This window comes from Streptomyces sp. H39-S7 (assembly GCF_027158205.1).
Taxonomy (GTDB): Bacteria; Actinomycetota; Actinomycetes; order Streptomycetales; family Streptomycetaceae; genus Actinacidiphila.
This window is the reverse complement of the sequence record NZ_JAPVLU010000052.1, coordinates 33,562-56,440: the sequence shown is the minus strand read 5'-3', so window position 1 is coordinate 56,440 and position 22,879 is coordinate 33,562. Positions and strand designations below refer to the sequence as shown.

Genomic DNA, 22,879 nt, shown 5'->3' with positions numbered 1-22,879 from the left:
AGCTCTCACATTTGAGATCCGACAATACAGACATCAGAGGCCGCCTCCGCAATGCGGAGACGGCCTCTGACCTGCGCAAACACCGTCGGGACGACAGGATTTGAACCTGCGACCCCTTGACCCCCAGATCATAGGGTCAAGGGTTTCCACAGGTCAGGGGCAGTTTGTGTCACGATCGGCCGTTCACCTGATCTGGCATTGTTCGGCGGCGCGCATAGCGTGTGGTCCCAAAGTGGTCCCACGCTCAGGGCCACCCTCGGTCGTCACACTAGCGGTTGGGGAGCGACTGGGAGCTGTTCGCTGTGTATCCACGTGAAGGTGCGGTCAGGTTCGAGATGCGCGTCTCCCCAGTGGATGACATGGATACCGCTCTCCGGGTCGGACGTGAAGAACACGCACACGAGCTTCGTGGTGGCACCCAGCTCCTCGAACGTCTCGTGCAGTGCCTCGTACTCCTCCGTCGTCAAGTCATCGTCGAGAGGGAACAGCCCGTCTTGGGGCTGCGGCCCGTGGCTGAGAAGCATTCGGCGGCGCGTGGGGGAAGCGTTCGAGGCTAATCGGGCACGATCGAGGGGGCGCGGCCGGTCGGAGTACTTGAAGGGGAAAAGCGCGTGATCGTTGATAACTGCGTACTCATACCCGCGCACGTCCCGCACGGCTTCACCCAGCTCCCGTGCTGCGTCCGCAAGGTTCTCGCGTACTGCCTCCGCCAGAGTGGCACCGTAAGGGCTTCGCTTCTTCAGCCGGGCCGTTAGGTGCACAGCGTGAGCCCTCGCGTGGGCCCTGGCCAACTGCATGGGAACGGCCGCGGAGAGCTGGGCGGCTTGTTCTCCGAATCGTTCCGCCGCCCACGTCGTGGGCACGACCTGATCGTCACCTAACGCGGACATCTAGCGTCTCCCTCCCCGGGCTGTTCACCTCTCAACTGTGTGACACGTAGGCGAAGTGCACACAAGGGAGCGATCCGGCCACAGAGGGGAGAAATGTATAGAGAGACCGGCCAGAAGGGCGCGGCCCTGGAAGACGAGCGCGGCAACCCCGTGGCGACCTCGTACGGCCCTCACCAGTTGAAGTCACTCTTTGCCCGTGGTGGACCTGAGGGGGTTCGAACTACGGGTGGGGGTCGATCCGGTGCCGTCTCGTGGCTACGGCCCTCTACCCAAGGGGGCTCATTCCGTCGATGAGTTACCCCGAATATTCAGGGGCAGTGTTCGCTTGGCAAGGCTTTCTTGCCACCCGCACGCCGCACGTACGCTCGGATCGGGTGCGCCTGGTTGGGCCATGCCGTTGATGTCACTGATATCCGGGGGCAGGGTGCGGCCAGCCTCCCTCGGTCGCCGGACCACTGCCAGCGGGAACGTTCGCGGCCACCAACGCTGCGGCCTCGCGAGCGCTCAGGCCGGAACCAAGCACGCGTGACGGTATGTGCGGCGACCACCGCGACCAGTGAAGAACCACGTTCCACAGACCGCCTCCGCCTGGCACAACACCCGGCACCTCCGCGTAGAACGGATCCTTGGTACTGCTGAGAAGGCTGAACTCACCGTGCGACGGAAAGGGGAAGAAGACGCGCAGGGTCGGCTGCGCATACAGGGCCTCGGCCACTTCGGCGTCGCCCAGCCTGATCAACGGCGAGCGCTCAAGATTCAGCCTCCAAGCGGTCGACACCACCCTCCCAGGAGGCGCCGCATCCAGAGGATTGGTCGCTAGCAACATCCACTCACGGCGTAGTTGACCGGGCGTTGCCCCATCACGCCAGGCGTGCAGGATGGCGTCCACCACCGCGAGGTCATCGGTGCTGCCGAATGCACACCAAGGCATTCCGGAGTCCGTGGAAATCTCGATGCGGAACTCGCGTTCGTTGGCATTGGTGGCGTATACGGCGAACCGTGCCTCACCACGTGTGGTGCATGCGGCAACCGCGGGGTCGTACCCCTCGACGGGATCCATAGGACCGGCACCGTGCCCGCGGCGAGCCGCCTCGCCAGCCAGCGCTTCCCGCAGACTTCCTGACGCCGCTAGCTCTGGATAAAGGTCGGACAGCGCTTCGTTTGAATGTTCGTTCATGCGCTTACCGTATGCCGCAGGAACGACGCCGGCCGCGAGTGCGGGAGCTGGCGCATCCTCGCCGTGGCCAGCGGCTAATCACCCACGTGAAGCGGCAACGGGGATCGAACGCACGTAGCTAGTTTGGAAGACCAGGGATACGGATGTCGGCCGACCTGGGAAGCGTCTGACCTGGCCCGGAGCGGAACCGTCGCCGTGATTCCCCGTGAGTCCCCGCCGGATCCCGTTAGACCGGGCACGGATCGGGCACGAGGCCCACCCAGACACGCTCGACCGAAAGCGCTCTACAACGTCTCGTCTCGGGCCAGGATCAGACTGATTGATCCCTCTTCGAGGTTGATGCCGCCTTCTAGGTGCTCGTGGTACCCATCACGGAGATCGGGTTCCGCAAGGCCATGAAGTCGCTCGGCAAGGTCCCGTAGCCCGGCCGCGTTGGCCGCAATGGTGATCTCCGTGGCAGAGCCGTACACCGTGATCCGAGGTTCATCCATGGCGTCACGCTACAGCCGGGGCGGTGGACTCTTGTCGGGCAAGGCAAGGTCGCCATGAGTCCACGAACCCCTCGATGCGAACTACCGGCGCGACGGTCGCTGAGGTCTGCGGGGCTGGTCAGTCAAGGGCCTGGGGTCGCTGAGGGTTGGCCACGGTCGCGATGGTTGCTGTACTTCGCTGCGGTACAGCGCGTGCTCGCCAGCTGCGGACTGGAACAGTGGTCAAGTGGGGAGGATTCGTTGACTATCCACGGTGTCGCATGGGGGCAGGCGCATGGACGCAGGCACAGTCATAGCTGTTGCAGCAACAGTCATAGCCCTCGGCTCGTTCTGGGTCAGCTATACACAGGCCAGGGACAGCAGGCGCCACAGCCGCCAGTCAGTAAGGCCCGCGCTTCAGATGCGTCGTGTCAGGCACTACAAGGGCACCGAAGCAGGGCTTAACGTCGTCAACGCCGGTCTTGGTCCTGCCGTCGTGACGAGGTCTGTGGTGCGGTTGGACGGGGAATTCCTCGGAGAGTGGGACTATCACACTCATCAACTCCTACGGGACTCGCTTCCCGCGCGACCCAAGGCGCACTCCATGCGCTCAGGTGCCATGATGCTGCCGGGGCAGTCCACCTGGTTGCTGTCTCTTGACGTGTTCCACGATGACCAGCATGAGTGGTTCTGGGATCTCATCACTAGACGCCTTGTGATCGAGATCTGCTACGAATCCCTCTACGGCGGCGAAGATTTCAGTGTGACGCCACCGGAGCTTTGAAATGGTCCTCGGCGGCCACTCGCCCCAGCTCCCATCCCGTCTGCCGTCGACCCACACACCGTGGAGCGGGCGTGCTTCAGGGCCTCAAGCCGTGGCGCACTCACTGCCATCTCTCCGGCTTGCATATTTGCGGCGTCCCGGGCTCACGTGGATGGCCGATGCCGGGGTTCCGCTGCACGTGCTCCGCAAGATCGCTGGGCACGGTTCGCTGACCACTACACAGCGGTACCTGCACCCCGACAAGCGGTGCATCGAGATGGCCGGCGCCGCCCTCGGCGCGCACCTGGCGGTCGGTCGTTCGGAGGCTCCTGGTCCCAAAGTGGCCCCGGAGGAGGTGCCTCAGCGGCATCTGCGGATCGTCCGGTAGCGCCCGATCGGGGTAACGCAAAAGCCCGCTGACCTGGAGGAATCCTCCAACTCAGCGGGCTTTCAGCACCGTCGGGACGACAGGATCTGAACCTGCGACCCGGACCCCCAGCTCATAGGTTCAAGGGTTTCCGCAGATCAGAGGCACTTTGGGTCCCGTCCAACCGTTCACTTGAGCTGGCTCTGTTCGCTCACGCGCACAACGTGTGGGTCCGAAAGTGGTCCCACTCCAGGCTCAAACCTGAACGGGCCTCGCAGGACCTTGACGAACCCTAGGGCTCATTTGTGTCCCGACATCGCCAACCCTCGGTCGCCGCAGAGGGCTCGGTGGGAAGATGGCGCCATGCTCGCGAGCCTACTACCCGGATTGCGCGACCTAAGGACCCCCTTGAGCGTCGGCTATTCATGGATCATACTTCTCTGGATATCATTCCATGATAAAATTCCAAGAAAAGGCGAGGCGAGTGGAATTTGGGCATCCTTGTATCAATTGATTGACACCTTCGGGAAGGCGTCAGCAATTGCCGCCCTGAGCTTCATTGCTTACATCTTGGGCAGCATGACCGAAGTGAAAACTCCACGGATATTCGGCTATGCCCAGAAGATCGTAATCCGAGTGCGGCCTACGTACGACTTCGATTGGGTAACCAAGCAGGCGCTTCTAGACCTCGCAATGAAGGTCTCAATCCAGGCGCGTAAGCGGTGGGAACGGGCGGGCAAGAGCCCCGCCGAGGTCAGGGAGTTGATTACCAGCTCCATGAGCTCCCTAAATAAACTGGAACGTGAGCGGGAGCAGCTAGCCACGCGTCTCCACGCTAAGAATGCCGAGCTATTCGGCGATCATGACAGAAAAGCGGCCGAGGCGGGGTTCCGAATAAATATGGGAATCTCAATCCTGGCGGGTTCCATCCTCGTGGGAGCGACACAACAAGCACTTGCCTTCCTTTTCGTACCGATTTCAATCTGGCTCCTATGGCGAGGATGCGACCACTACCGACAGTCAAATGATGTTCTGATCCAGGCGATAATGGTTGATGAGATTCACTCATCAACGGTCGTACAGAACATGTACCCTCCGGAGTGAGGGCAATTTGTCTACCCTACGCCGCCTCCTTTCTCCCATCCCGTCTGCCGTCGGCCCGCACGTATGTGGACCGGGCGTGGTTCCTGGCGTCCAGGTGGAGCGCGCCGCTGTAGGAACGACCTGGACGCCAGGGGCCACTACTCTCAGCCGGCATCACTCGCACATATTGGCCCCGTAGCCCCCCAAATTCCTCAGGAATAGGCGTCATCAAAGCCCCGCGACGCGAGAGGAAGCCCCACTCTCCATGGTCTTCACTGATCAGCCATGCGGCTCAGAGCGGATCGCAGCACCTCGTCGTCTTGTTCATGGCGCCAAAAGACGAAGTCTACTGAAACCCCTGCCGCGCGCGCCTCTTCAATCGCCGTGCGAGCAGGCTGGGTAAGGGGCCTATTGGCGACCAAGATGACTCTTCTATCGGCCGCAGCTATGCCAATGCACTGTTGGACATCCTTGGCCAAGATCAACCTCTGGTTGGATCTGAACTTGATAACGACACCCACATACTTATCACCGGGAAGCCTCAGCCCCAAGTCAAAGCCGTCATCGTAGACCGGGTGCTGCACAGCTGCCGTGGGCAGCAAGGCACGAATCCTCTGTTCGATCAAACGCTCGTAGACTTGTGCACTGAGAGCAATTACCCACGGGTCTCTGCGTGCCCCCGGGTCCACGGTAGTCAGGACCTCTAGCGCTCGGTTGGCCACCTCCGGCGGCTCCTCTCTAATGTCATCAAGGGCGTCCTTCCTTCTCGCCGATGCGAACTTCACCTGCGTTTCGCCATGCCCTAGGGAATGAAGCGGATTTCCGCTCAGTAGCATGGAGAGAAATACGGCCCCAATCAAGATGAGCGTTGCGCAGCCAGCCTGATTCTCGGTGGTGAAAACTGCTACTGATCCAGAACTAATAAGCGCAATCCCAATAACCCCAGCGAAGGCTCTCGCCCATTCTGGCAAGGGTTCAAAACTCTCCGAATCATCAGCAGTTACGTCTGGCTCTGGCTCTGATGGTTCAGGCATAGATGTACCCTACGGCTGGCGTTCGCGTTGTGGGAGCGTTTGCTGGACGTGGCGGCGGGGCGGGAGGACTTTCAGTACAAGCACAAAGGGCAACGACCTGACTGTCCGTCCATCACAGGTGGGAAGAGCACGTTCCACTGACCACACCGATCAACCCACCGCGCACGCAGCTGCGCAACCCACAACTCAGGTGCCCTTGCTACGACGCTCCTGGCTGCCATCCCGTCTGCCGTCGTCCCACACTTTGTGGAGCGGGCGTGGTTCAGGGCGTCAAGGTGGAGCGCGCCACTGTACGAACGACCTTGACGCCCTGGGCCGCGGCTGCTCGGCTCTGCCTGGGACGTCGGCAGGCGGGATGGCAGCACCCCACCCCGACCGCGAACTGCCTGCGGTCGCCGTCCGGGTTGTCGCTATCCCAGAGTCGGAGCGCCCCCGCCGGAGGCTGTCTGTGCCTGCTCGGCTGGCAATCCGCGTTACCGCCCCTGACCGTTGCCCGGACCTGTGTTTCCCCCACCTTGTGGGCGCGGACGGCGACCGGCGCGGCCAGCCGGTGGCGCAGACATGGAGGCGGGCCGCGCCGGGCGACGGCCGGCGCCGCCGCGCTGTGCGCGGCCCTGATCTCCCTGAGAGAAGACTGCCTTGCAGACCCTGGAGGCCCGGAGCTACGGGCCAGCGGCGAGCGCAGCGAGTCGCCTTGATCTAGGGTCTGTTGCGAAAGTGCTGGTCACAGCCACTCGTTGATGGCTGCGACCAGCACCGTTGCCTCGTAGCGGACGGCGAGTTTGTCGTATCTTGTAGCCACCGCGCGGTGCCGTTTCAATCGGTTGATGCCGCATTCGACGGCATGGCGTTGTTTGTAGTCGTCCTTGTCGAATGCCGGTGGCCGACCGCCGCGGGGACCGAGTTTCTTGCGGTTGCGGATCTGGTCGGCTTTCTCCGGGATCGTGCACACGATCCGGCGTTTCCGCAGGTAGGCGCGGTTGGCCCGGGAGCCGTACGCCTTGTCACCCCGGACTTTGGCGGGTCTGGTGCGAGGCCGGCCAGGGCCCGGGCGGGCAACGCGAACCTTCTCCAGGACGGGCTGGAAGTACGGGCTGTCGTGCCGGTGCCCGGCGGTGATCAGCAGGGACATGGGTTTTTGTCCCTGCTCGGTGGCGAGGTGGATTTTTGTGGTCAGGCCACCGCGGGAGCGTCCGAGCCCATGGTCTTCGGGTTCGATGGACAGGCCGCCGGGGGGCTCTTTTTGGAGGTCCCCTTTTTACGCGCACCTGCGGCATGCTGGTGCGCGCGGCAGACGGTGGAGTCGACGCTGAGATCCCAGGTGATCAGGCCCTTCGCGTCAGCATCCGCCTGGAGCTGTTCGAAGATGAACTGCCATGTGCCGTCGCGCTGCCACCGGCGGAACAGGTCGTAGACCCGGTCCCACGGCCCGTACCGTTCCGGCACGTCCCGCCACGGCGTCCCGGCCCGGGTCCGCCACCGTATGCCGTCTATCAGTTGCCGCCGAGTCCATAGCCGCGGGCGCCCCGGTTTGCCGCCTATCGGCAGCAACGGCTCAAGCCTCGCCCACTGTGCATCCGTCAGATCTCCACGCGCCACACCATGATCATCACCGATCAAGATCCACTTTCGCAACAGACCCTAGCCGGCCGCCGACCTCACCTGAAGCCGGCGCGACGACCCGCCCGGCCGTCCCGCACTGCCTGCGCCGGCCAAGGCGCTGCCACCTTTCACCCACGGGCCGCCCTGGCCCAGGAATCGACCGGTCACCCGCAATTGGTGACCGTGGATGGGAACTATGAACATCGCCTATTGGGCCGTCGCTGGACTGCTCGCCGCTTTCTACCTCTATGCCGGCGCGATGAAATCCATCCGCAGCCGCGAGCAACTACGCCCGATGATGGCCTGGGTCGACCGCATGCCTCTGCCCGCGGTCAGGGCGCTGGGGATGGTCGAGATTCTCGGCGCGGCCGGGCTGATCCTGCCGCCACTGACCGGTATCGCGCCCTGGCTGGCACTGGCTGCGGCCATCGGGTTCGTGCTCCTGCAGATCGGGGCGATCGCCGTCCACCTGACCGGCGAAGACCGCCAGATCACCCTCAACATCGGGCTCATCACGACGTCGGCGGTGGTGATCTGGCTGGCCACGACCTGGCTGTGATCGAGCAGACCCCGACGGGTGAGAGCCATGGGGACGCATGCCGGCGGGGCGCTGAGGGAGCGACCAGGGCCGATCGGCGGAGAGGACACCAGGGCGAGTGGTGCGGTCGGCAGCCGGGCTTCCCAGGCCCCTCGTCAAGGCCCAACGCGTACTCGATGCAGCACCCACATTGCGGGGCGAGCGAAACGAGTGATCGCTCCTCAACGGTTTCGACTGCACCCGCTACGCCCGCCGCCGAGCAGATGACGGATCATCTGCCCTACGCGGCGGGCGGTTCGCAAGGTGGTGACCGGGCTTGGGAGGGCGTCCTATCGGCGGAAGTGAGCGTGGTGTTCGTGCAGGAAGGCGTCAAGGGTGCGCGGCGGGCGGCCGAGGACGTCGAGGACGGTGGTGGTGGGAGTTTCGGGTCGGGACACGGCGAGTTGCTGGATCTCCGCTACGTGGTCGGCGAGCCAGATGGGCATGTGGGCATTGCGGATGAGGTTGTCGCGCAGCTCGTCCGAGGTGAGGTTGACGTAGCGAATCTCTCTGCCGGTCAGGGTTGTCAGCCGTGCGGCGAGTGCGGGGTAGGAGACGGCTTCCGGTCCGGTCAGGGTGTAGGTCCCGCCGGCGATGTCGGGCCGGGTGAGGGCGGCGGCGGCAACCTCGCCGATGTCTCGGCAGTCGATGTAGTTGCAGGGCGCGTCGCCCGTGGTGCCGAGGATGATGCCCTGGCCGACCGTGGGGGCCAGGCGCAGGAGATTCTGCATGAACGCGTAGGGGCGCAGGATGGTGTGGGTGAGGCCGCTGGCGCGCAGGTGTTCCTCAATGAGGTGGTGCCCGCGGGAGACGGCGACCGGGGAGTCGGGCTCGGCGGCGGGTGCCGAGATCTTGACGATGTGCTCGATGCCGGTGTGGGCGGCGATGTCGATGACGCGGGTTTCGAGTTCGACCTGCGCCGGGCTGTTGGCCATGGCGAGGAAGAGCTGGTTGGCGCCCTTGAAGGCGATGCGCAGGGATTGCGGGTCGGTGGCGTCGGCGTACTGGACCTCGACGGGCGGTCGGGGTGTGCCGGATATGCCGGGGATCGGCCTGAGCGGGGCGCGGGTCAGTGCGCGAACGGGTGTGCCGAGGGTGAGGAGGCTGTGGAGCAGGGCGGTGCCGGTTGCTCCGGTCGCTCCCATGACAACGATCATCGTGTGCTCATTCCTTGGTCTTGCGGGCGGCGGGGGCTTGGTAGGGCTTGGTCTCGTGGGCTGGGCTATGTCGCGGATGCCGTGGCGCTGCGCCAGCGCAGGGTGACGATGGTGGTGGCGAGGGCTGCGGAGACGGGCAGGTCGATGCGCAGGCGTTCCAGCCACGCGGTGGTGGGGATTGCGGTGTGGGCGGGCAGCCATTGGGCGGTGAACCACCCGAGCAGGGCTGCCGTGCCGGCGGCGATGATGACGAGTGCGGCGGTCAGCGCAAGGCGCGGCATGGTGGCGGTCCACCGCCGGGGTTGACCGCCGTGCCGCAGCCAGGTGCCGACCAGGAACGCCACCACGGCGGACGTGCCGGCGATGGACGTGCAGGCGGCCACGGCCAAGTCCTGCTGCTCGGTGACAACTCCGGGGATGCCGGCCATCAACGCGGGGGCGACGTAGGCGGCCAGCACCTCGCGCCAGAGGGTGAAGGGGCGGGATGGCCGGGAGGCTGCCTGCTTTCGGCTTGTTCTGTCTTTCGTGGCGGGCATGTTGGCCTCTTTCTCGTGCGTGTGAGGGAAGCGAAAGGTGGCGGCGGGAGCGGGAGGCATGATCCGACAAGGTAATTAGGCAGCTAACTATGACCCCGTAAAAAGGGCCCTGCCCGGGGGCGGGGCCGCGCCGACTGGGAGTCGGGTCAGTCGGCGGCCAGGGCCGTGCTGCCGCGCACGACACGGGCGAGCAGATCCAGGAACACCGCACGCTCCTCGACGGACAGCCCGCTCACCATCGCCTCGAGCCGCCCGAAATGATCGGACGCCATCTCGCGCAGGCGCTGTGCCCCGCGCGCGGTGAGGCCGGTTACCGTGCCCCGGCCATCCTCCGTGGACGGGCGGCGAGTGATCAGGCCCTCACGCTCCAGGCCGTCCAGCAGGCCTGTGACCGTGGCCCTGGAGACGCCGAGGTCATCCGCGAGCCGCGAGGGGGATTTCTCCCCGCCGTGGTCTTCGAGGTCGGCGAGCAGGCGGTAGCGCCCGGTCGACAGGCCGAACCTGGCGAAGTGCGCCTCGGCCGCCCGGCCGACCCTCGCGCCCGCCGAGATCAGCCGCACCGCGACCAGCACCGCCTGCGGATCGACCTCCAGACCGTAATGCTCGACCTGTCGCCTGGCCTGATCCAGCGTGGGTACCTCGTCGTCACCACCATGCCTTGCCATGTAGATAATATGGCGGCTAACTACTTGTCCTGTCAAGGCACTCCGATCTCGGACCCTGCCGAAATTCCGTCGTCGGATCCGTGGCGAACCGGGAGGCGTCTCTGCTCGGCCGTGTGAGGGCGCGGCTCCTCGGTGGCGGATCGCCGGTCGGGCCGGCGGACTGCCGCATCCGCATCCGCATCCGCATCCGCATCCGCAATCGCGTTCGCGGGCAACGGTGGTGCCGGTGGTCGATGATCTGGCCGTTCTGCGGGACCAGCACCAGGTGTTCGGCCGGGTAGACTCCCGCGCAACCCACCGACTCCGCAGTTGACAAGGCACCAGAACGCCCGTGAACTCCACGCTGATTCGCTTGATCCATCCCTCCGACGGCCCCGCACTCGCCGGCCTGCTCTCCCGGGACCGGCAGGCGTATGCGCGTTGGCTGCCCGCGAGGTCCGCGGAGTTCTACACGCCCGACGGGCAAGCCTCGGTCATCGAGTCCCTTTTGGCCTCTCACAGCGACGGGCTCGCATGGCCCGGCGTTGTCGTGTCCGGCGAGACCGTCATCGGGCAAGTCGGCATCAGCTCGATCCTGCGCGGCCCGTTCCAGAAGGGATATCTGGGCTACTGGGTCTCGTCCCTCTACCAGGGAGTCGGGCACACGAGCCGGGCTGTCGGCCTCGCGCTGCGGATCGCCGAGGTCGAGCTGAAGCTGCATCGGCTGGAGGCGCACACCCAACTGGAGAACGTCGCGTCTCAGGCGATCCTCCGCAAGCACGGATTCAGTTCCTGGGGCATCGCCCATGACCACTTCTACGCCGACGGCGCCTGGCGCGATGAAGTCTTCTGGGAAAGGAAACTGACCGGCAGGCCCGACTCCTGATCGATGTGATCAGTACGTCTCCTGGAATCACCTGCAATCCGCTACGGCGCTCGAGCGGGACTCCGTCGTCGGCCTATCGCGCCGTATCGGGGCCGGCGCACAAGGCTATGCCCACGACCTCGTTGCCCTGGACCCCGTACCCGGGGAACGTCGCGGTGTCACCGGGCGCGACGAGGCGGCACCCGACGTCGGTGTGGTCGCGGTACAGCACGGTGAGGTTCTGCTGGTCCGTGCAGTGGTTGGCCACGAAGGTGTAGCGCCAGCTGGGAAAGAACTCGACGCACGTCGGCGCTTGCCCGTCGGCGGTGGCGGTGTCGGCGGCCGGGTCGAGCGCCTGAGCGGGCGGGGTGGGGCCCAGGGTGAACGTCAGCAGGCCCAGGGCAAGCGTCGGCGCTATCGAACGCCACGAGGTCCGCATGCGAGCTCCTTACGTGAAGAGGTGAGCAACCAGAACCCGAGCGTAGGGTCAGCGAGTTGTGGCTGCATGAGTTTTCGCCAACTTGCGCAAGGCCGCGCTGATGACGAGGAGGCCCAGCAGTGCAGGGAACCACGCCGGGGCATTGCGTTCGCCCCTTCCCATGAGAGCAGGTGGCAGGCCAGGTGCTGCGCCGTCATAGCACGAGGGCGCGTACCACGCCTCTCGTTCATCGCAAATCCCGCATCATGTTCGAGCGGGTCAATGTGGGCGAAACGCAGCGCAAGCGGCGGAGGATTCGGAGTTGTCTGAAATCTCTTTCATATTCTTGCGCAAGAGTGATCGTGAGCGGCTACGGTGCTCCCGCCGCAGTCACCGTGACGTCTCCCCGCGCCGCCACAGGCAGCGCCCCGGCAGCGGCACCCGAGAGTCATCACCCAGTCGTCCCGTCAGCTCATCGAAGGAGCTCACCGTATGAACTACCCCGCAGATCCGGCCGCTTTGCCTTCAGCTGTTGATCGCGAGCCTCATTCTCGCGGCGCTGTCCTTCGTCGCTTCGGCCGCTTCGCCGGCCACGGCCACCACCCGTTCCGCGAGCCGATCCACCGTCGTGGCCACGTTCAACGGCACGACCACCACCTACTGGGGACAGAACGTCCACGTCGTGGGCAGTACGCCCGAGCTCGGCTCACGGAATCCCGACAAGGCCGTGCCGCTGTCCTCGGCCAACTACCCCGGCTGGAACGGCACGGTCCTGCTCGCGGCCAGCACCCCGGAAGAGTTCACGTACCTCATCAAGAACCCCAATGGCACCGTGACCTGGGAACGAGGACCGAACCGCGCGACCGTTACTCCGCCCACCGGCACGTACATCACCCACGACGACTCGGGTGGGATGACCACCTATTGTGGTGCACACTGAGCCGACGCTATTGAAGTTCATCGCCGAAGTCGCGGACGATCCCCTGGTCCTGGACCCGGACGATCGAGTGGCAGAGTCGCAGAGTAATACCTGGCATCTGGGCGCCGATGCCGAGGAACGGGCGGCGCTGTCGGTGGAGCAGGTGGCGGCCGCCTTCGAAGGCGCCGCAGCGGCGTTGCGCGACCGTATCCAGGCCCTCGGCTTCCAAGGAACCGCGACGTTCTACGTCTGGCACGACGAGCAGGCCGGGCAACTGCGCTGTTCAACCTCCTCCCAGCACCCGGAATCCCTCCCGTTCGGTGGCACCTACGCGCTGACCGAGACTCTCGACCCGGTCATAGCCGGATTCCTCAACGATGACGCGCCTGGCCTGATGCCGTGGACATGCCTCTCGAATGTCGAGCCTGGCGACCCGAGCCTGTCGGAGGACGAGTACACCCCGCCCCCTTTCCCCGTCTGGACCCGCAGCGTCGGGCGCGACGCCTGAATCGCCTGGCCGCCTCCTACCTGGGCGTCAGCGTTGGATCCAGTGTCGGCGTGCGTCTTGAAGTGCTCAGCCCTGTAGCGATAAACGCACTCAGCAGCTGGTACGGAAGCCCGCCGTCGGTGGAGTGTCGGGCCCTTTGCGCCTGCTCGCGCTGAAGGGTCAGCGGCTCAGCGTTCCGCTTTGGTTGGCATCGACCGCTGGGTAGCGGACAGGCGGGACTTGGCGATGTTGCGGATGCGGCGGGTATGGCCACTCTCGGCCAGAACTTCCAGAACGGTCATAGCTGAGGACTTCTCAGCGGCGTGGAGCTGTAGCCAGTTGGAGGCCGCGAGCAGGTTCTCGGCGTCCCACGGCTCGCTCAAGGTCATCGCCCGCAGCAGAGTCCACTCATTGAGGCGCCGTGTGGAGAAGTCGTCCACTGCAACAGGGCCAGTCATCTCCAGGCACCAGGAGGGATAGCCGGGATTCGTGAGCAGTTCACCGGCTCGCCTGTCGAGGTACTCGCAGACGGCACTGCTCGCCATCCCCCTATCGGGATCGGTGAGTACTCGGGCGATCAGGGCAACAGTATCCGCCGGGGCCACCTCGTCGAACGCCCTCCGGTAACGAGCGAACCGCAGGTGCTCGTCCTGGTCCCAGTCCGCATCGTCCGCTGACACCGCGCCGCTTGACAGCATCGTCCCTCCTCTCAGTTGGTTCGGGATGGAAGCCTGCCACAACCCTGGCGCCCCTGATGCCTGTCGAAGTTCCGTGGAGACCCGCCCGGGTTCGGCGAGACTGGGCACGTTCACCTGTACGTGCCTGAGCGCGTTCACCCGTACGCCGACATCCAGTGCACTGGTTCTCGGAGAGCACCGGAATAGATGCCTGGCCACGGGGGCCTGCTTCGCAACGGCATGATGACACCATGAGATACACCGAGTGGGTCTACTGCTGCCATTCCTGCACGCAGCGCTTCACCCTGCCCGGGGCGGATCTCAGCTTCTTCCACGGAGCAGCTTCCTCGGCGTCTCGCCGAGTCGTGAAGGTGCCCTCCTGGGCGCCTTCGACCCTGCCTACTCAGCGATCTCGGCATTGGTCACCGCAGATCCGCGCGTCAAGAACCTGACCGCGCCGGAATTGGGCGAACTGGTCCGCAAGGTCGTCGTCAGGGCCTTCGACCCCGACAGCCAGGGCTCCCACTTCGCGTTCCACCATGGCCAGCAGTGCCCGGAATGCGCATCAGAGCAGACCGTACTGGTCCACGAGACACCAACTCCATGGACCGAGAGAGAGGTTCACGAAGCCACACACTCTCAGTGGGATGCCCTGACCGATGTCGAGAAGGCGGCAGCGGTTGAAGAAGCCCTCACTGGATCTCTGCGATGACCTTCGACCAGACAGGTCCAGTGGCCAGCCCAACCGGCGTCGGCGACCTCCTCGACCAGTACGAGGGTGGTAGCCCGGGCACGGTCGCGAGTGGGACGGGGCTCCGGGCCGGCCGGAGCCCCGTCGACAGGGGAGCGGTCAACTGGTGGGGAAGTTGTCCGCGGTGCTGATCCGGCTCTTGATGAGCGCTCCCGACTCGGTCAGCACACCACTGCTGCCGTAGTCGCTGCCACCGCAGGTTCCCGGCCGCAGGGCCGCGCTGCTCTCGGAGGCGTCCGAGAAGGTCCAGTTGGCATAGCTGATGTCCAACTGATCGAGCAGGTCCAGCCAGGCCGTGGTGCTCGCCCGGTCCATCGCACCGCCGCCGCTGGCACTCACGGTGCCGAACTCCGTGACGAAGAGCGGCAGATGAGATGCCGCTCGGCTCACGGCGGCACGATAGTTGTCCTTGTGGCTGGCAGCGTAGAAATGGAACGCGTACATGATGTTGGCGGCGTTCACGGGGGCGTTGATGATCTCACTTTCACTGGAGCCGTCCGAGACCCCGAGGGAGGACCAGCCGCGGGTGCCGACGATGACGACCGCGTCCGGATCGGCCGCGCGGATGACCGGGATGACCTGCTCGGCGTAGCTCTTGATGGCTGCCCAACTCACACCATTGGGCTCGTTGGCTATCTCGTAGATCACGTTCTTCTTGTTGGCGTTGCGGGCGGCGACGGAGGCGAAGAACGTCTTCGCGCGGGCCAGGTTGTAGTTCGGGTCACCCGGGGTCAGGGTGTGGAAATCGATCAGGGCGTACATACCCCGGGCCTCGGCCAGGTCCACGAGGTTGTTCACGCGACCGGTGAATCCCGCCGGATCCGTCTCGTATCCGTTCTCCTGCACGTACATGGCGATGCGCAGCAGGTCCGACTTCCAGTCCTTGGCGAGTGCGTCGAGTGACGTGGCGTTGTTGCACTGGCTGAACCACTGGAGGCCGTGCGTACTCATACCGCGCAGTTGTACGGGGCGGTTGTACTGGTTGCACAGGTGGACGCCACAGACCTGGAGTTGTCCGTTGATGCCCACAGGGGTGCCGCTGCCGCCCGGGTCGGACGCCGTCGGTGTCGGGGTTGGGGTCGGGCTTGGGGTCGGCGTGGGCGTCGGAGTCGGCTCGCCCACGGAGCCAGTGCAGGCGACCCCGTTGACGGTGAACGCCGCAGGCTTCGGGTTGGCGCCTGTGAAAGAGCCGGTGAAACCCGTGTCGGCAGTCCCGCCGGTGGCCAGCGTACGGTTCCAGTCAACGGCGGCGACGGTGACCGTGGGCCCGGACTGGGACCAGGTGGCGTTCCAGCCTTGGACGACCTTCTGGCCCGCGTCCGGCATTGCGAAACGCAACGTCCAGCCGCTGATGGGGTCACCCAGGTTGGTGACCTTCACCCCGGCTTGGAACCCTCCCGACCACTGGTTGGTGACCGTGTAATCGACCCGGCAGCCGGGGGCGGCCGACGCCTCCGGGCTGAACAACGCCATGAGTCCGAGGGCCGTCGCGCAGATGGCCAGCAAAGCTATAAGACGTCTCAACGTCTTCCTCCCGAGCCGGTGCGAAGTCTTGCATGTGGGGGAAATGAGGAATGGGAGCGCTCCCATGTCTCGGCCCGAGACGGTACACCGGCCTGGCCGACGCGGATAGAGGGCTGGCGATGTGAGCCATGGGCGACCGTATGCCCTTGGCCGACATCGAGCGTTGCCGCCGGAGCGGATCGCGAAGCGGGCCGGCCGGTGGCGGGATTATCGGGCGGGAACGGTGTCGTCCGTAGGTGTTTACAGACAGCTGATCCGCTGTTAGCTTCGCGGGCTAATGGGAGCGCTCCCACCATTGGACCGGTTTCCCCCACACCGTCCCCGGTGGCCCGGCTTCGGCAGGCCATTGCCCCGGGGACGTTTCCGGAAAGGGCACACTTTGAAGAGAATCAGGAAACTCCCCTTAGTCGCCGCCCTCGCCCTGCTGCTCTCGGCCGTGGGCCTCGTCATCCTCGGCCAGAGTTCCGCGCAGGCGCACGGCGTCGCGATGATGCCCGGCTCTCGTACGTATCTGTGCCACGAGGACGCCTTGAGCTCCACGGGCGCGCTCACCCCCACCAACCCGGCCTGTATCGCGGCGATCGCCCAGAGCGGCTCGACGTCCCTGTACAACTGGTTCGCGGTCCTCGACTCCAACGCGGGCGGCCGCGGTCAGGGATACGTGCCCGACGGGACGCTCTGCAGTGCCGGCAACAAGTCGCCGTACGATTTCGCCGCCTACAACGCGGCCCGCGACGACTGGCCCCGGACGCACCTGACGTCGGGTTCCACGATCCAGGTGCAGTACAGCAACTGGGCCGCGCACCCGGGCACCTTCAGGGTGTACGTGACCAAGCAGGGCTGGTCACCGACCACCCCGCTGGCCTGGGCCGACCTGGAACAGGTCAGCAGCAGTACCAATCCGCCCGCGGTCGGTTCACCGGGTACCGACGGTGGCCATTACTACTGGGACCTGGCACTGCCTTCGAACCGCACGGGCAACGCGCTGGTCTTCATGCAGTGGGTCCGTTCGGACAGCAACGAGAACTTCTTCTCCTGCTCCGACATCGCCTTCGACGGCGGCCACGGCGAGGTGACCGGCATCCACGGCAGCGGCACCTCCCAGCCGCCGACCACTCCGCCGTCGACTCCGCCGTCCACGCCCCCTGGGGATCCCGGCTCCTGCATGGCCATGTACGCGGTCACCAACGCCTGGAGCGGCGGTTTCCAGGGACAGGTCACGGTGATGAACCACGGCACCTCGCCGTCGGGCCGCTACTGGAAGGCGACCTGGACACCCGGTACCGGAACGCAGATCACCAACCTGTGGAACGGCACCCAGTCCACCAGCGGCGGCACCGTAAGCGTGAGCAACGCCGCCTGGAACGGCACGATCCCACCGGACGGCATCACCACCTTCGGCTTCACGGCCAACTCGACCGGCAACAACCTCCCGATCGGGTCCATCGGCTGCACGTTCACCTGACGCGCTGACGCGCTGACGCGCTGACGCCGTCGCCCGCGCCGGACCGCCAGGCCCGGCCGGGCGAACCGCGCGGCTCCACCCCCGGCGGTGGTGGGCTTCGATGTGCACCATTCCCGCGACCCTGTGCGGGACACCGTCGGCTCGGCGGGTTCGCCGTGCAGGTGCACCGGTCACTTCGAAGTGACCGGTGCACCTGCACGTCCGGTGGCACGGACCAGCGGTCGAACGGCCACTTGAGGGTGGGAGTTCTCCCGTGCCGGCGATCAGGTCGGTGCGTCTTCGTCGTTCAGTGAGGGCATGGCGCGCGGCCGCAGGACCATGAGTGAGTCCTCCAAGGCCGCCACCATGGCGAAGGGGAACCGGTCGAGCTCCAGACAGAGGGCAACGTCATCGGGATGGACTCCTTGACGTACCCCCTGCGCCAACTCGGCGGCGGCGCGAGACGTGGCAGCGCGGCGAAGGAACCCAGCAGCATCCGTCCCGGCTCCGGTGGCTCGGCGAGCGATGTACTGAGCGCACGCCAGATCTTCCTCGGCCTGTCCGTCCTCGCCAGTGACGACGAACGTGACACTGCCGCTCTTGCGTGTCCGCAAGAGCCGAGCCGTTGCCTCCGCCACCACGAAGCCGGCGCACAGCACCAGCGGCGCCTCCTTGACCGCAAGGGCGCCGACTGTCCCCGCCGTGGTCTTCTGCACAACTGTCCGTCCGCGAAGGTCGATGGAACGCAACAGACCCGGCGAGTTGACGGCGTCGAACCCGGGCGCGGGCGGACCGTCCTTGAGTGCCACCCACTCCGGATGGCGAGCCTTGAGCGCCAGGGCCTCATCCAGCGACACAGCAAGAACGATCTTTTCTGCCCCTTGGGCAAAGGCCCAGGCGGCGACCGTGAAAGCACGCATGACGTCGACCACGACCGCCACGGACGGGGTTTCGACCAGATCGGCGATACCAAGGAATCGGGCGTCCATTCCGGTCATGATCGCGCATGCCCGACCGTAGCCACCTGGCGAGTGATGCGCATCACCTTGGCGGTCCCGGAAGGGATGTCGTCGGCGTGCAGTTGTTCTCACCGCGCTGGTGGAGGGCGGAGCGCATGGTGTGATCGCAGCTCGCGGGGGCCTTTGTTCGGGAGGGCGGACGTTCCGGCGGGGGATGCTGGTCTTCGAGCCTGAGGCTCCGGTGCCCGCGGTGTGGCGGCCGGCCCGGCTCTTCGGCCCGTCCGCCCAAGGGGTTCCGCTGACGGGTCCATTCAACGTGCACGGGGCGGGACCCGTGGTGGGGCGCGGTGGTCGGACCATCAAGCGTGACGTGTTCCGGCTGCTGTCTGTGGGAGCGGCGGATCGATACTGGGATCTCGCCCTGCCAGCCCGCGACCTCGCATTGGTACGCGCAGCGCTCAGCGACGCCAACTCCGCATGATCCGAGGGCCTCTTGTAGAGGGCCTGTGGACCTCTCATGGCGGCCGTCCCGCCGGTAGGCAGCAGTGACGGTCAGGGATCGGGGCGCCAGGAGGCGTTCGTTGTGGGTGCCGTTGACCACAGCGGTGGGCGGCTCGGCACGTTCCGCAGCAGTGCTGACGTGTCGTCACCTCACGCGGGGTAGCCGGATGTCAGGCGGCGCATCGCTGCGTGGCGCGACGGAAGAGTCGCTCTTCTGCGGCAACAAGGCTGCTGGGCCTGCCCGATGGGCCGCCCGGGACGCCGGCATCCGGGAAGCCCCGCAGAGTGGCCGGCCGGAGCCGGCGTGGTCGGTCTCTGCACTCGGGCGATCTTGAGTTCTCGAAGTGGCGTGGATCACAGAGAGGCATCTCACAGACCAATCTGTCCGAAAAAGGTATATAAATTCTGAAGTGGAGTGCAATGCCACTTACTTGACGATCAACTCACGAAGTGACCCATTTCATAGGCTTCGTAGCATTCGAACGTCCTGCGACGAAAGGTGCGTACTGTGACCGCTTATCTGTGCCCCCCTGCGGTGATCCACGGCGAACACGCGGTGGAGACCAGCCAGATCCTGGCGGAAGTGCGCGACCGACACCCCGACGCGCCATGGCTGCCGCGGATCGACGGCATCGCGGCCAGTACGGGCATCGCTTCGCGCGGATGGATGCTGCCGTTGGCCACCGCCGTCGCGGCGAGCGACGGGAGCGGCCTGCGGACTCCGGGCATCGCACCGGCTCGCGAGGCACTGATCCGCGACGGCTTCACCGAGCAGGAAGTGGACCGCGCGATCACCGCACTCGAGGCGATACCGGCGCCGCAGACCGTGCAGGAGCGCACCGCGCCCGCATGGGAGGCCGTGCAGGCGTACGGGGAGCGGGCAGCGCGCGGGGCACTGCAGATCGCAGGGCTGGACGTCTCCGACGTCGACTGCCTGATCACCAGCAACTCGACCACCCCGGCCTTGCCGGGACTGGACATAGCGCTGGCCGACCGGCTGTCCCTCCGCGATGACGTGCTGCTCCTGCCGGCCACGCAGTGGGCGTGCATCGCGGGGACCCGCTCCCTTGCGCTGGCGGCCGACCTGGTCGCCGCGGACCCCGACCGGGTGGTCCTGGTCGTGATAGCGGAGGCGCTGAGCACCACCTACCAGCCCGCGGACGACACGCTGGAGTCCTTGATCGTTCGACTGCTGTTCGCGGACACCGCCGTCGCCACGGTGGTCACCGGCCGCCCCCGGCCGCAGTCGGTGCTGCGGCTCGACGCGGCCTGGCACCACACCCTGCCCGGCACCCGGGACCTGCACCGACTGGACACCCGTGCCGACGGCACGCATTTCGTCATGGACCGGCGCGGGCCGCGGGCCGTCCAGGCCACGGTCACCGCGATGTGGGAGTGGCTTCGCCACCGCCACCAGAACGACGCCACTCCCTGGCATCCCGATCTGCTGCTCGCACACCCGGGCGGGACCCGCGTGCTGGAGTACATGGAGCAGACGATGCCCGACGGGTGGCCGACCGAGGTTCTGGCCTACAGCCGCGACAGCTACGCCAGCGGCAACCGCGGCGGTGCGGCCGTGTTCGACATCCTGCGACGCGCGCACGACGCCGGCCAGGAGGCGGGCAGCCGTACGGTGCTGTTCGCGGCGGCGCCGGGTCTCACGGCCACGGCCGTGGAGGGGGAGTGGCTGTAACCCCGCTCGTCCGGTCCGGCTAGGTGGCGACCTCCGCCCAGACGACCTTGCCGGTGTCGGTCCAGCGCACGCCCCAGCGCGTGGTGAGCTTGTGGACGACGTGCAGGCCGCGCCCGCTGTCGTCGAGCAGGCCACTGCGGCTCAGCCGCGGCCGGCCGTTGCCGGTGTCACCGACCTCACACAGCAGGCCGTGAGACGTTTTGATCAGCCGCACCGTGACGGGCCCGGTGGCGAAGTGGACGGCATTGGTGACCAGCTCACTGATCACCAGCAGCGCGTTGTCGCGCGGGTCGGTCTTGGCGTGCCATTCCCGTAGGACGGCGGAGGCCAGCGTGCGGGCCCGCGCGGCGGCGTCGTCGCGCGCCGGCAGGTGCCAGGCCGCGGTGTCCCGCTTGCGACGCCCGACCATGCGGGCGAGCAACAGGGTCACGTCGTCGCGCAGGCGGCTTCGCGAGGCGAACTGGACGACCAGACCCCGCGCGGCCTGCTGCAGATCGTCCCAAGGATGGACCTTGCCCACCGCGCCCGTCAGCCGGTCGATGCCCTCGTCGATCGAGACCGCCGGATCCTCCACCAGACCGTCGGTGTACAGGGCCAGCAATGACCCGGGAGGCGCGGCGAAGGTGTGCACGTCGAACGGCTCGCGCAGAGCGAAAGCGGTGCCCAGGCCGGGGTGGGCGTGCGTCGCGAGAGCCTTGGCGGATCCGTCGGGCAGGACGAGGATCGGCGGGAGGTGGCCCGCGCTGGAGGTGACCACCTGGTGGCTGACCGGATCGTAGACCGCGATGCAGCAGGTCGACCCGAGCGCGCTGTAACCGGCCGCCAGGCCGGCCTCCGCGTCGTCCAGGAGCGTGACGGTCTCGTCCAGATGCGCCAGCACCTCATCGGGCGCCAGCCCCGCCGACAGCAGCGCCCGCGCCTCCATGCTCAACTGGCCCATCGCGGCCGCGGCCCCCAGGCCGTGTCCGACCACGTCACCGACCACCAGTGCGGTACGGCCGTCCGGCAGGGGAAAGCTGTTCACCCAGTCACCGCCGACGCCCGCGCTGTCGGGGGTGGTGGGCTGGTAGACGCTGGCGACCTCGATGGTGTCGCTGCCGGCGCGCGGCAGCAGCCGGCGCTGCAGCGCCAGTACCTGGGCGTGCTCGCGCTGGTGCTGGCGGGCCAGATCCACGTGGTGGGCGGTTTTGGCCACCAGTTCCTGCAGGTCGAGCAATTCGCTGTCGTGGAAGGGACGGTCCGGCCGCCGCCAGACTTCCGCCACGCCCAGCACGACGGGCCGTGCGCCATCCGCAGCCTCCAGGACCAGCGGCATGCACGCCACACTCGCCGGCCGGTCGACGGGGACCAGGGCACGCACCAGACGCGGATCGCCCAGCGCCCTTTCGATCGCCGCCCGGTCGGGAATGACGAGGGCCTGCGCCGCGTCGTCACGCCTGGTCGCGAGGGACAGCAGACGGCTCGCCTCGTTGGGAAGGTTGTCGCCGGGGGTCAGATAGCCATCGGGCCACGCCCGGTCCGGCATCAGAGCCGCCCGCCGCAGCCGGATGCGTCCCTGCGCCTGCTCGGTGACGGCCTCACCCGTCCATACGGCGTAGTCGAGATCGACGGCGGCTACGTCTCCCCACACCAGCAGGGACTGGGCCAGGGACTGCGCCGTCTCGCCGATGTCCAGCGACGTCCCGATCGCGGTTTCGGAAGCGTACAGATGCAGCCTCCTGGCCATGGCGATCAGGGAGACGGTCAGGCCCTCCTGGGGCGCCGCGGCGGGCAGGATGCTCATGGAGACGACCAGTTCCGACCCGTCGTCCCGCCGCAGGCGCTGGACCCGGGCGACGTGCGCCTCTCCGGTGTCGATGACCTGCCGCAACCGGCGGGTGACCGTCGGGATGTCGCCGGGAGGCAGCAGATCGGCGAACGCCGATCCGACGGTGACGCCCAGCCCCTCGAAGGCGGGGGCGTCCAGGTTGCAGCGGGTAATTCTCAGGTCCCCGTCGAGGTTGACGGCGCCGAGGATCTGCTCGTGGCTGGTGTTCGCACGGTCACCGCTGGTGGGTCGTGGAGCGGAGCGGCCGTTCTGCGGGGCGGCAGGATCGGTTGCCGCCGCCGGTGCATCCTGCGGAATGTAGTCACCCAGGGCGCGGCTGACCTGCTCGAACGGCGACGAGGACGAGGGGGATGATGTGGAGTCCATGCGGCTCTCTCAGCTCGCTCGCCGACCCCGGCACCTGACCGGAGGCGCACTCGAGTCCCTCGTGCGGTGAAGCCACGAGATCCCCTACGCACACCCATTGAATAACACTCGCGCCCTCTTCGCCTGCACGGGCGGATCGCCCCGATG

Annotated in this window: 23 protein-coding genes; 10 read left to right on the top strand and 13 right to left on the bottom strand. The window is 66.4% G+C overall.

Annotation, left to right across the window (positions count from 1 at the left end):
• Positions 1 to 263 precede the first annotated feature (263 nt).
• From O3X23_RS35800 to O3X23_RS35790, 3 genes are all read right to left on the bottom strand, one after another.
• Entirely contained in the window at positions 264 to 863 is a 600-nt protein-coding gene (locus O3X23_RS35800) for a hypothetical protein (RefSeq protein ID WP_269276853.1), read from the bottom strand.
• A gap of 430 nt (positions 864 to 1,293) precedes the next feature.
• Entirely contained in the window at positions 1,294 to 2,067 is a 774-nt protein-coding gene (locus tag O3X23_RS35795) for a DUF6193 family natural product biosynthesis protein (protein ID WP_269276852.1), read from the bottom strand.
• A gap of 284 nt (positions 2,068 to 2,351) precedes the next feature.
• A complete protein-coding gene (locus O3X23_RS35790; protein ID WP_269276850.1) occupies positions 2,352 to 2,558 on the bottom strand; it encodes an Imm32 family immunity protein in 207 nt (68 codons plus the stop codon).
• Positions 2,559 to 2,832: 274 nt separating this feature from the next.
• Here O3X23_RS35790 and O3X23_RS35785 point away from each other — a divergent pair, with 274 nt between their 5' ends.
• The 3 genes from O3X23_RS35785 (at position 2,833) to O3X23_RS35775 (ending at position 4,771) form a co-directional block, all read left to right on the top strand.
• The gene (locus O3X23_RS35785) at positions 2,833 to 3,321 is read left to right on the top strand and encodes a hypothetical protein (protein ID WP_269276849.1); all 489 of its coding nucleotides are present in this window, start codon (positions 2,833 to 2,835) and stop codon (positions 3,319 to 3,321) included.
• Between the two features lies 1 nt (position 3,322).
• A complete protein-coding gene (locus O3X23_RS35780; protein WP_269276847.1) occupies positions 3,323 to 3,688 on the top strand; it encodes a tyrosine-type recombinase/integrase in 366 nt (121 codons plus the stop codon).
• A gap of 387 nt (positions 3,689 to 4,075) precedes the next feature.
• Positions 4,076 to 4,771 carry a hypothetical protein gene (locus O3X23_RS35775; protein ID WP_269276845.1) on the top strand — a complete coding sequence of 232 codons (696 nt, stop codon included), beginning with the start codon at positions 4,076 to 4,078 and terminating at the stop codon, positions 4,769 to 4,771.
• A 251-nt stretch (positions 4,772 to 5,022) separates the two neighbouring features.
• Here O3X23_RS35775 and O3X23_RS35770 read toward each other — a convergent pair whose 3' ends face one another.
• Positions 5,023 to 5,784 (bottom strand): hypothetical protein, encoded by a 762-nt coding sequence (locus O3X23_RS35770; RefSeq protein ID WP_269276843.1) that lies wholly within the window; start codon positions 5,782 to 5,784, stop codon positions 5,023 to 5,025.
• 724 nt (positions 5,785 to 6,508) lie between these two features.
• Positions 6,509 to 7,383, bottom strand: a protein-coding gene (locus tag O3X23_RS35765; RefSeq protein WP_443048079.1) for an IS5 family transposase whose coding sequence is annotated in 2 segments (ribosomal slippage) — positions 6,509 to 7,026 and positions 7,026 to 7,383 — 876 coding nt in all. Because the reading frame shifts where the segments join, the coding sequence is not laid out codon by codon here.
• A 199-nt stretch (positions 7,384 to 7,582) separates the two neighbouring features.
• Between O3X23_RS35765 and O3X23_RS35760 the strand changes: the two genes are divergently transcribed.
• Positions 7,583 to 7,945 carry a DoxX family protein gene (locus O3X23_RS35760; RefSeq protein WP_269276838.1) on the top strand — a complete coding sequence of 121 codons (363 nt, stop codon included), beginning with the start codon at positions 7,583 to 7,585 and terminating at the stop codon, positions 7,943 to 7,945.
• Between the two features lie 308 nt (positions 7,946 to 8,253).
• Here O3X23_RS35760 and O3X23_RS35755 read toward each other — a convergent pair whose 3' ends face one another.
• From O3X23_RS35755 to O3X23_RS35745, 3 genes are all read right to left on the bottom strand, one after another.
• On the bottom strand, positions 8,254 to 9,120 hold the full coding sequence (locus tag O3X23_RS35755; RefSeq protein ID WP_269276837.1) for an SDR family oxidoreductase: 867 nt from the start codon (positions 9,118 to 9,120) through the stop codon (positions 8,254 to 8,256).
• A gap of 65 nt (positions 9,121 to 9,185) precedes the next feature.
• The gene (locus tag O3X23_RS35750) at positions 9,186 to 9,656 is read right to left on the bottom strand and encodes a hypothetical protein (protein ID WP_269276835.1); all 471 of its coding nucleotides are present in this window, start codon (positions 9,654 to 9,656) and stop codon (positions 9,186 to 9,188) included.
• Between the two features lie 146 nt (positions 9,657 to 9,802).
• Positions 9,803 to 10,321 carry a MarR family winged helix-turn-helix transcriptional regulator gene (locus O3X23_RS35745; RefSeq protein WP_269276833.1) on the bottom strand — a complete coding sequence of 173 codons (519 nt, stop codon included), beginning with the start codon at positions 10,319 to 10,321 and terminating at the stop codon, positions 9,803 to 9,805.
• Between the two features lie 352 nt (positions 10,322 to 10,673).
• Here O3X23_RS35745 and O3X23_RS35740 point away from each other — a divergent pair, with 352 nt between their 5' ends.
• Entirely contained in the window at positions 10,674 to 11,186 is a 513-nt protein-coding gene (locus tag O3X23_RS35740) for a GNAT family N-acetyltransferase (protein ID WP_269276831.1), read from the top strand.
• A 73-nt stretch (positions 11,187 to 11,259) separates the two neighbouring features.
• Here O3X23_RS35740 and O3X23_RS35735 read toward each other — a convergent pair whose 3' ends face one another.
• Positions 11,260 to 11,604 (bottom strand): alpha-amylase, encoded by a 345-nt coding sequence (locus O3X23_RS35735; RefSeq protein WP_269276829.1) that lies wholly within the window; start codon positions 11,602 to 11,604, stop codon positions 11,260 to 11,262.
• Positions 11,605 to 12,115: 511 nt separating this feature from the next.
• Here O3X23_RS35735 and O3X23_RS35730 point away from each other — a divergent pair.
• Both O3X23_RS35730 and O3X23_RS35725 read left to right on the top strand, forming a co-directional pair.
• On the top strand, positions 12,116 to 12,523 hold the full coding sequence (locus O3X23_RS35730; protein ID WP_269276827.1) for a carbohydrate-binding module family 20 domain-containing protein: 408 nt from the start codon (positions 12,116 to 12,118) through the stop codon (positions 12,521 to 12,523).
• Complete coding sequence (locus O3X23_RS35725; protein ID WP_269276826.1) at positions 12,510 to 13,010, top strand: hypothetical protein; 501 nt, start codon at positions 12,510 to 12,512, stop codon at positions 13,008 to 13,010. The genes O3X23_RS35730 and O3X23_RS35725 overlap by 14 nt, the downstream gene beginning before the upstream one ends.
• A gap of 167 nt (positions 13,011 to 13,177) precedes the next feature.
• On the opposite strand, the gene O3X23_RS35720 is transcribed toward O3X23_RS35725, so the two are convergent.
• A complete protein-coding gene (locus O3X23_RS35720; RefSeq protein WP_269276823.1) occupies positions 13,178 to 13,687 on the bottom strand; it encodes a hypothetical protein in 510 nt (169 codons plus the stop codon).
• 244 nt (positions 13,688 to 13,931) lie between these two features.
• Here O3X23_RS35720 and O3X23_RS35715 point away from each other — a divergent pair, with 244 nt between their 5' ends.
• Positions 13,932 to 14,378 (top strand): hypothetical protein, encoded by a 447-nt coding sequence (locus O3X23_RS35715; RefSeq protein ID WP_269276821.1) that lies wholly within the window; start codon positions 13,932 to 13,934, stop codon positions 14,376 to 14,378.
• A 138-nt stretch (positions 14,379 to 14,516) separates the two neighbouring features.
• On the opposite strand, the gene O3X23_RS35710 is transcribed toward O3X23_RS35715, so the two are convergent.
• Positions 14,517 to 15,941: a cellulase family glycosylhydrolase gene (locus tag O3X23_RS35710; RefSeq protein WP_269276819.1), complete on the bottom strand. Its 1,425-nt coding sequence runs from the start codon at positions 15,939 to 15,941 to the stop codon at positions 14,517 to 14,519.
• 379 nt (positions 15,942 to 16,320) lie between these two features.
• Here O3X23_RS35710 and O3X23_RS35705 point away from each other — a divergent pair, with 379 nt between their 5' ends.
• Positions 16,321 to 17,406: a lytic polysaccharide monooxygenase auxiliary activity family 9 protein gene (locus tag O3X23_RS35705; protein ID WP_443048078.1), complete on the top strand. Its 1,086-nt coding sequence runs from the start codon at positions 16,321 to 16,323 to the stop codon at positions 17,404 to 17,406.
• A 263-nt stretch (positions 17,407 to 17,669) separates the two neighbouring features.
• On the opposite strand, the gene O3X23_RS35700 is transcribed toward O3X23_RS35705, so the two are convergent.
• Positions 17,670 to 18,374, bottom strand: coding sequence for a 2-phosphosulfolactate phosphatase (locus tag O3X23_RS35700; protein WP_269276817.1), 705 nt, complete (start codon positions 18,372 to 18,374; stop codon positions 17,670 to 17,672).
• Positions 18,375 to 19,353: 979 nt separating this feature from the next.
• On the opposite strand from O3X23_RS35700, the gene O3X23_RS35695 reads away from it, so the two are divergent.
• Positions 19,354 to 20,538 (top strand): type III polyketide synthase, encoded by a 1,185-nt coding sequence (locus O3X23_RS35695; RefSeq protein ID WP_269276815.1) that lies wholly within the window; start codon positions 19,354 to 19,356, stop codon positions 20,536 to 20,538.
• Between the two features lie 19 nt (positions 20,539 to 20,557).
• Here O3X23_RS35695 and O3X23_RS35690 read toward each other — a convergent pair whose 3' ends face one another.
• On the bottom strand, positions 20,558 to 22,732 hold the full coding sequence (locus tag O3X23_RS35690; RefSeq protein ID WP_269276813.1) for a SpoIIE family protein phosphatase: 2,175 nt from the start codon (positions 22,730 to 22,732) through the stop codon (positions 20,558 to 20,560).
• Positions 22,733 to 22,879 lie beyond the last annotated feature (147 nt).

What these genes read in the sequence shown, in the direction of transcription:
- O3X23_RS35750 (WP_269276835.1), bottom strand. Translation starts at nt 9,656, where the DNA reads ATGCCCGCCACGAAAGACAGAACAAGCCGAAAGCAGGCAGCCTCCCGG.
- O3X23_RS35760 (WP_269276838.1), top strand. Translation starts at nt 7,583, where the DNA reads ATGAACATCGCCTATTGGGCCGTCGCTGGACTGCTCGCCGCTTTCTAC.
- O3X23_RS35795 (WP_269276852.1), bottom strand. Translation starts at nt 2,067, where the DNA reads ATGAACGAACATTCAAACGAAGCGCTGTCCGACCTTTATCCAGAGCTA.
- O3X23_RS35755 (WP_269276837.1), bottom strand. Translation starts at nt 9,120, where the DNA reads ATGATCGTTGTCATGGGAGCGACCGGAGCAACCGGCACCGCCCTGCTC.
- O3X23_RS35790 (WP_269276850.1), bottom strand. Translation starts at nt 2,558, where the DNA reads ATGGATGAACCTCGGATCACGGTGTACGGCTCTGCCACGGAGATCACC.
- O3X23_RS35770 (WP_269276843.1), bottom strand. Translation starts at nt 5,784, where the DNA reads ATGCCTGAACCATCAGAGCCAGAGCCAGACGTAACTGCTGATGATTCG.
- O3X23_RS35745 (WP_269276833.1), bottom strand. Translation starts at nt 10,321, where the DNA reads ATGGCAAGGCATGGTGGTGACGACGAGGTACCCACGCTGGATCAGGCC.
- O3X23_RS35785 (WP_269276849.1), top strand. Translation starts at nt 2,833, where the DNA reads ATGGACGCAGGCACAGTCATAGCTGTTGCAGCAACAGTCATAGCCCTC.
- O3X23_RS35700 (WP_269276817.1), bottom strand. Translation starts at nt 18,374, where the DNA reads ATGGACGCCCGATTCCTTGGTATCGCCGATCTGGTCGAAACCCCGTCC.
- O3X23_RS35780 (WP_269276847.1), top strand. Translation starts at nt 3,323, where the DNA reads ATGGTCCTCGGCGGCCACTCGCCCCAGCTCCCATCCCGTCTGCCGTCG.
- O3X23_RS35720 (WP_269276823.1), bottom strand. Translation starts at nt 13,687, where the DNA reads ATGCTGTCAAGCGGCGCGGTGTCAGCGGACGATGCGGACTGGGACCAG.
- O3X23_RS35690 (WP_269276813.1), bottom strand. Translation starts at nt 22,732, where the DNA reads ATGGACTCCACATCATCCCCCTCGTCCTCGTCGCCGTTCGAGCAGGTC.
- O3X23_RS35735 (WP_269276829.1), bottom strand. Translation starts at nt 11,604, where the DNA reads ATGCGGACCTCGTGGCGTTCGATAGCGCCGACGCTTGCCCTGGGCCTG.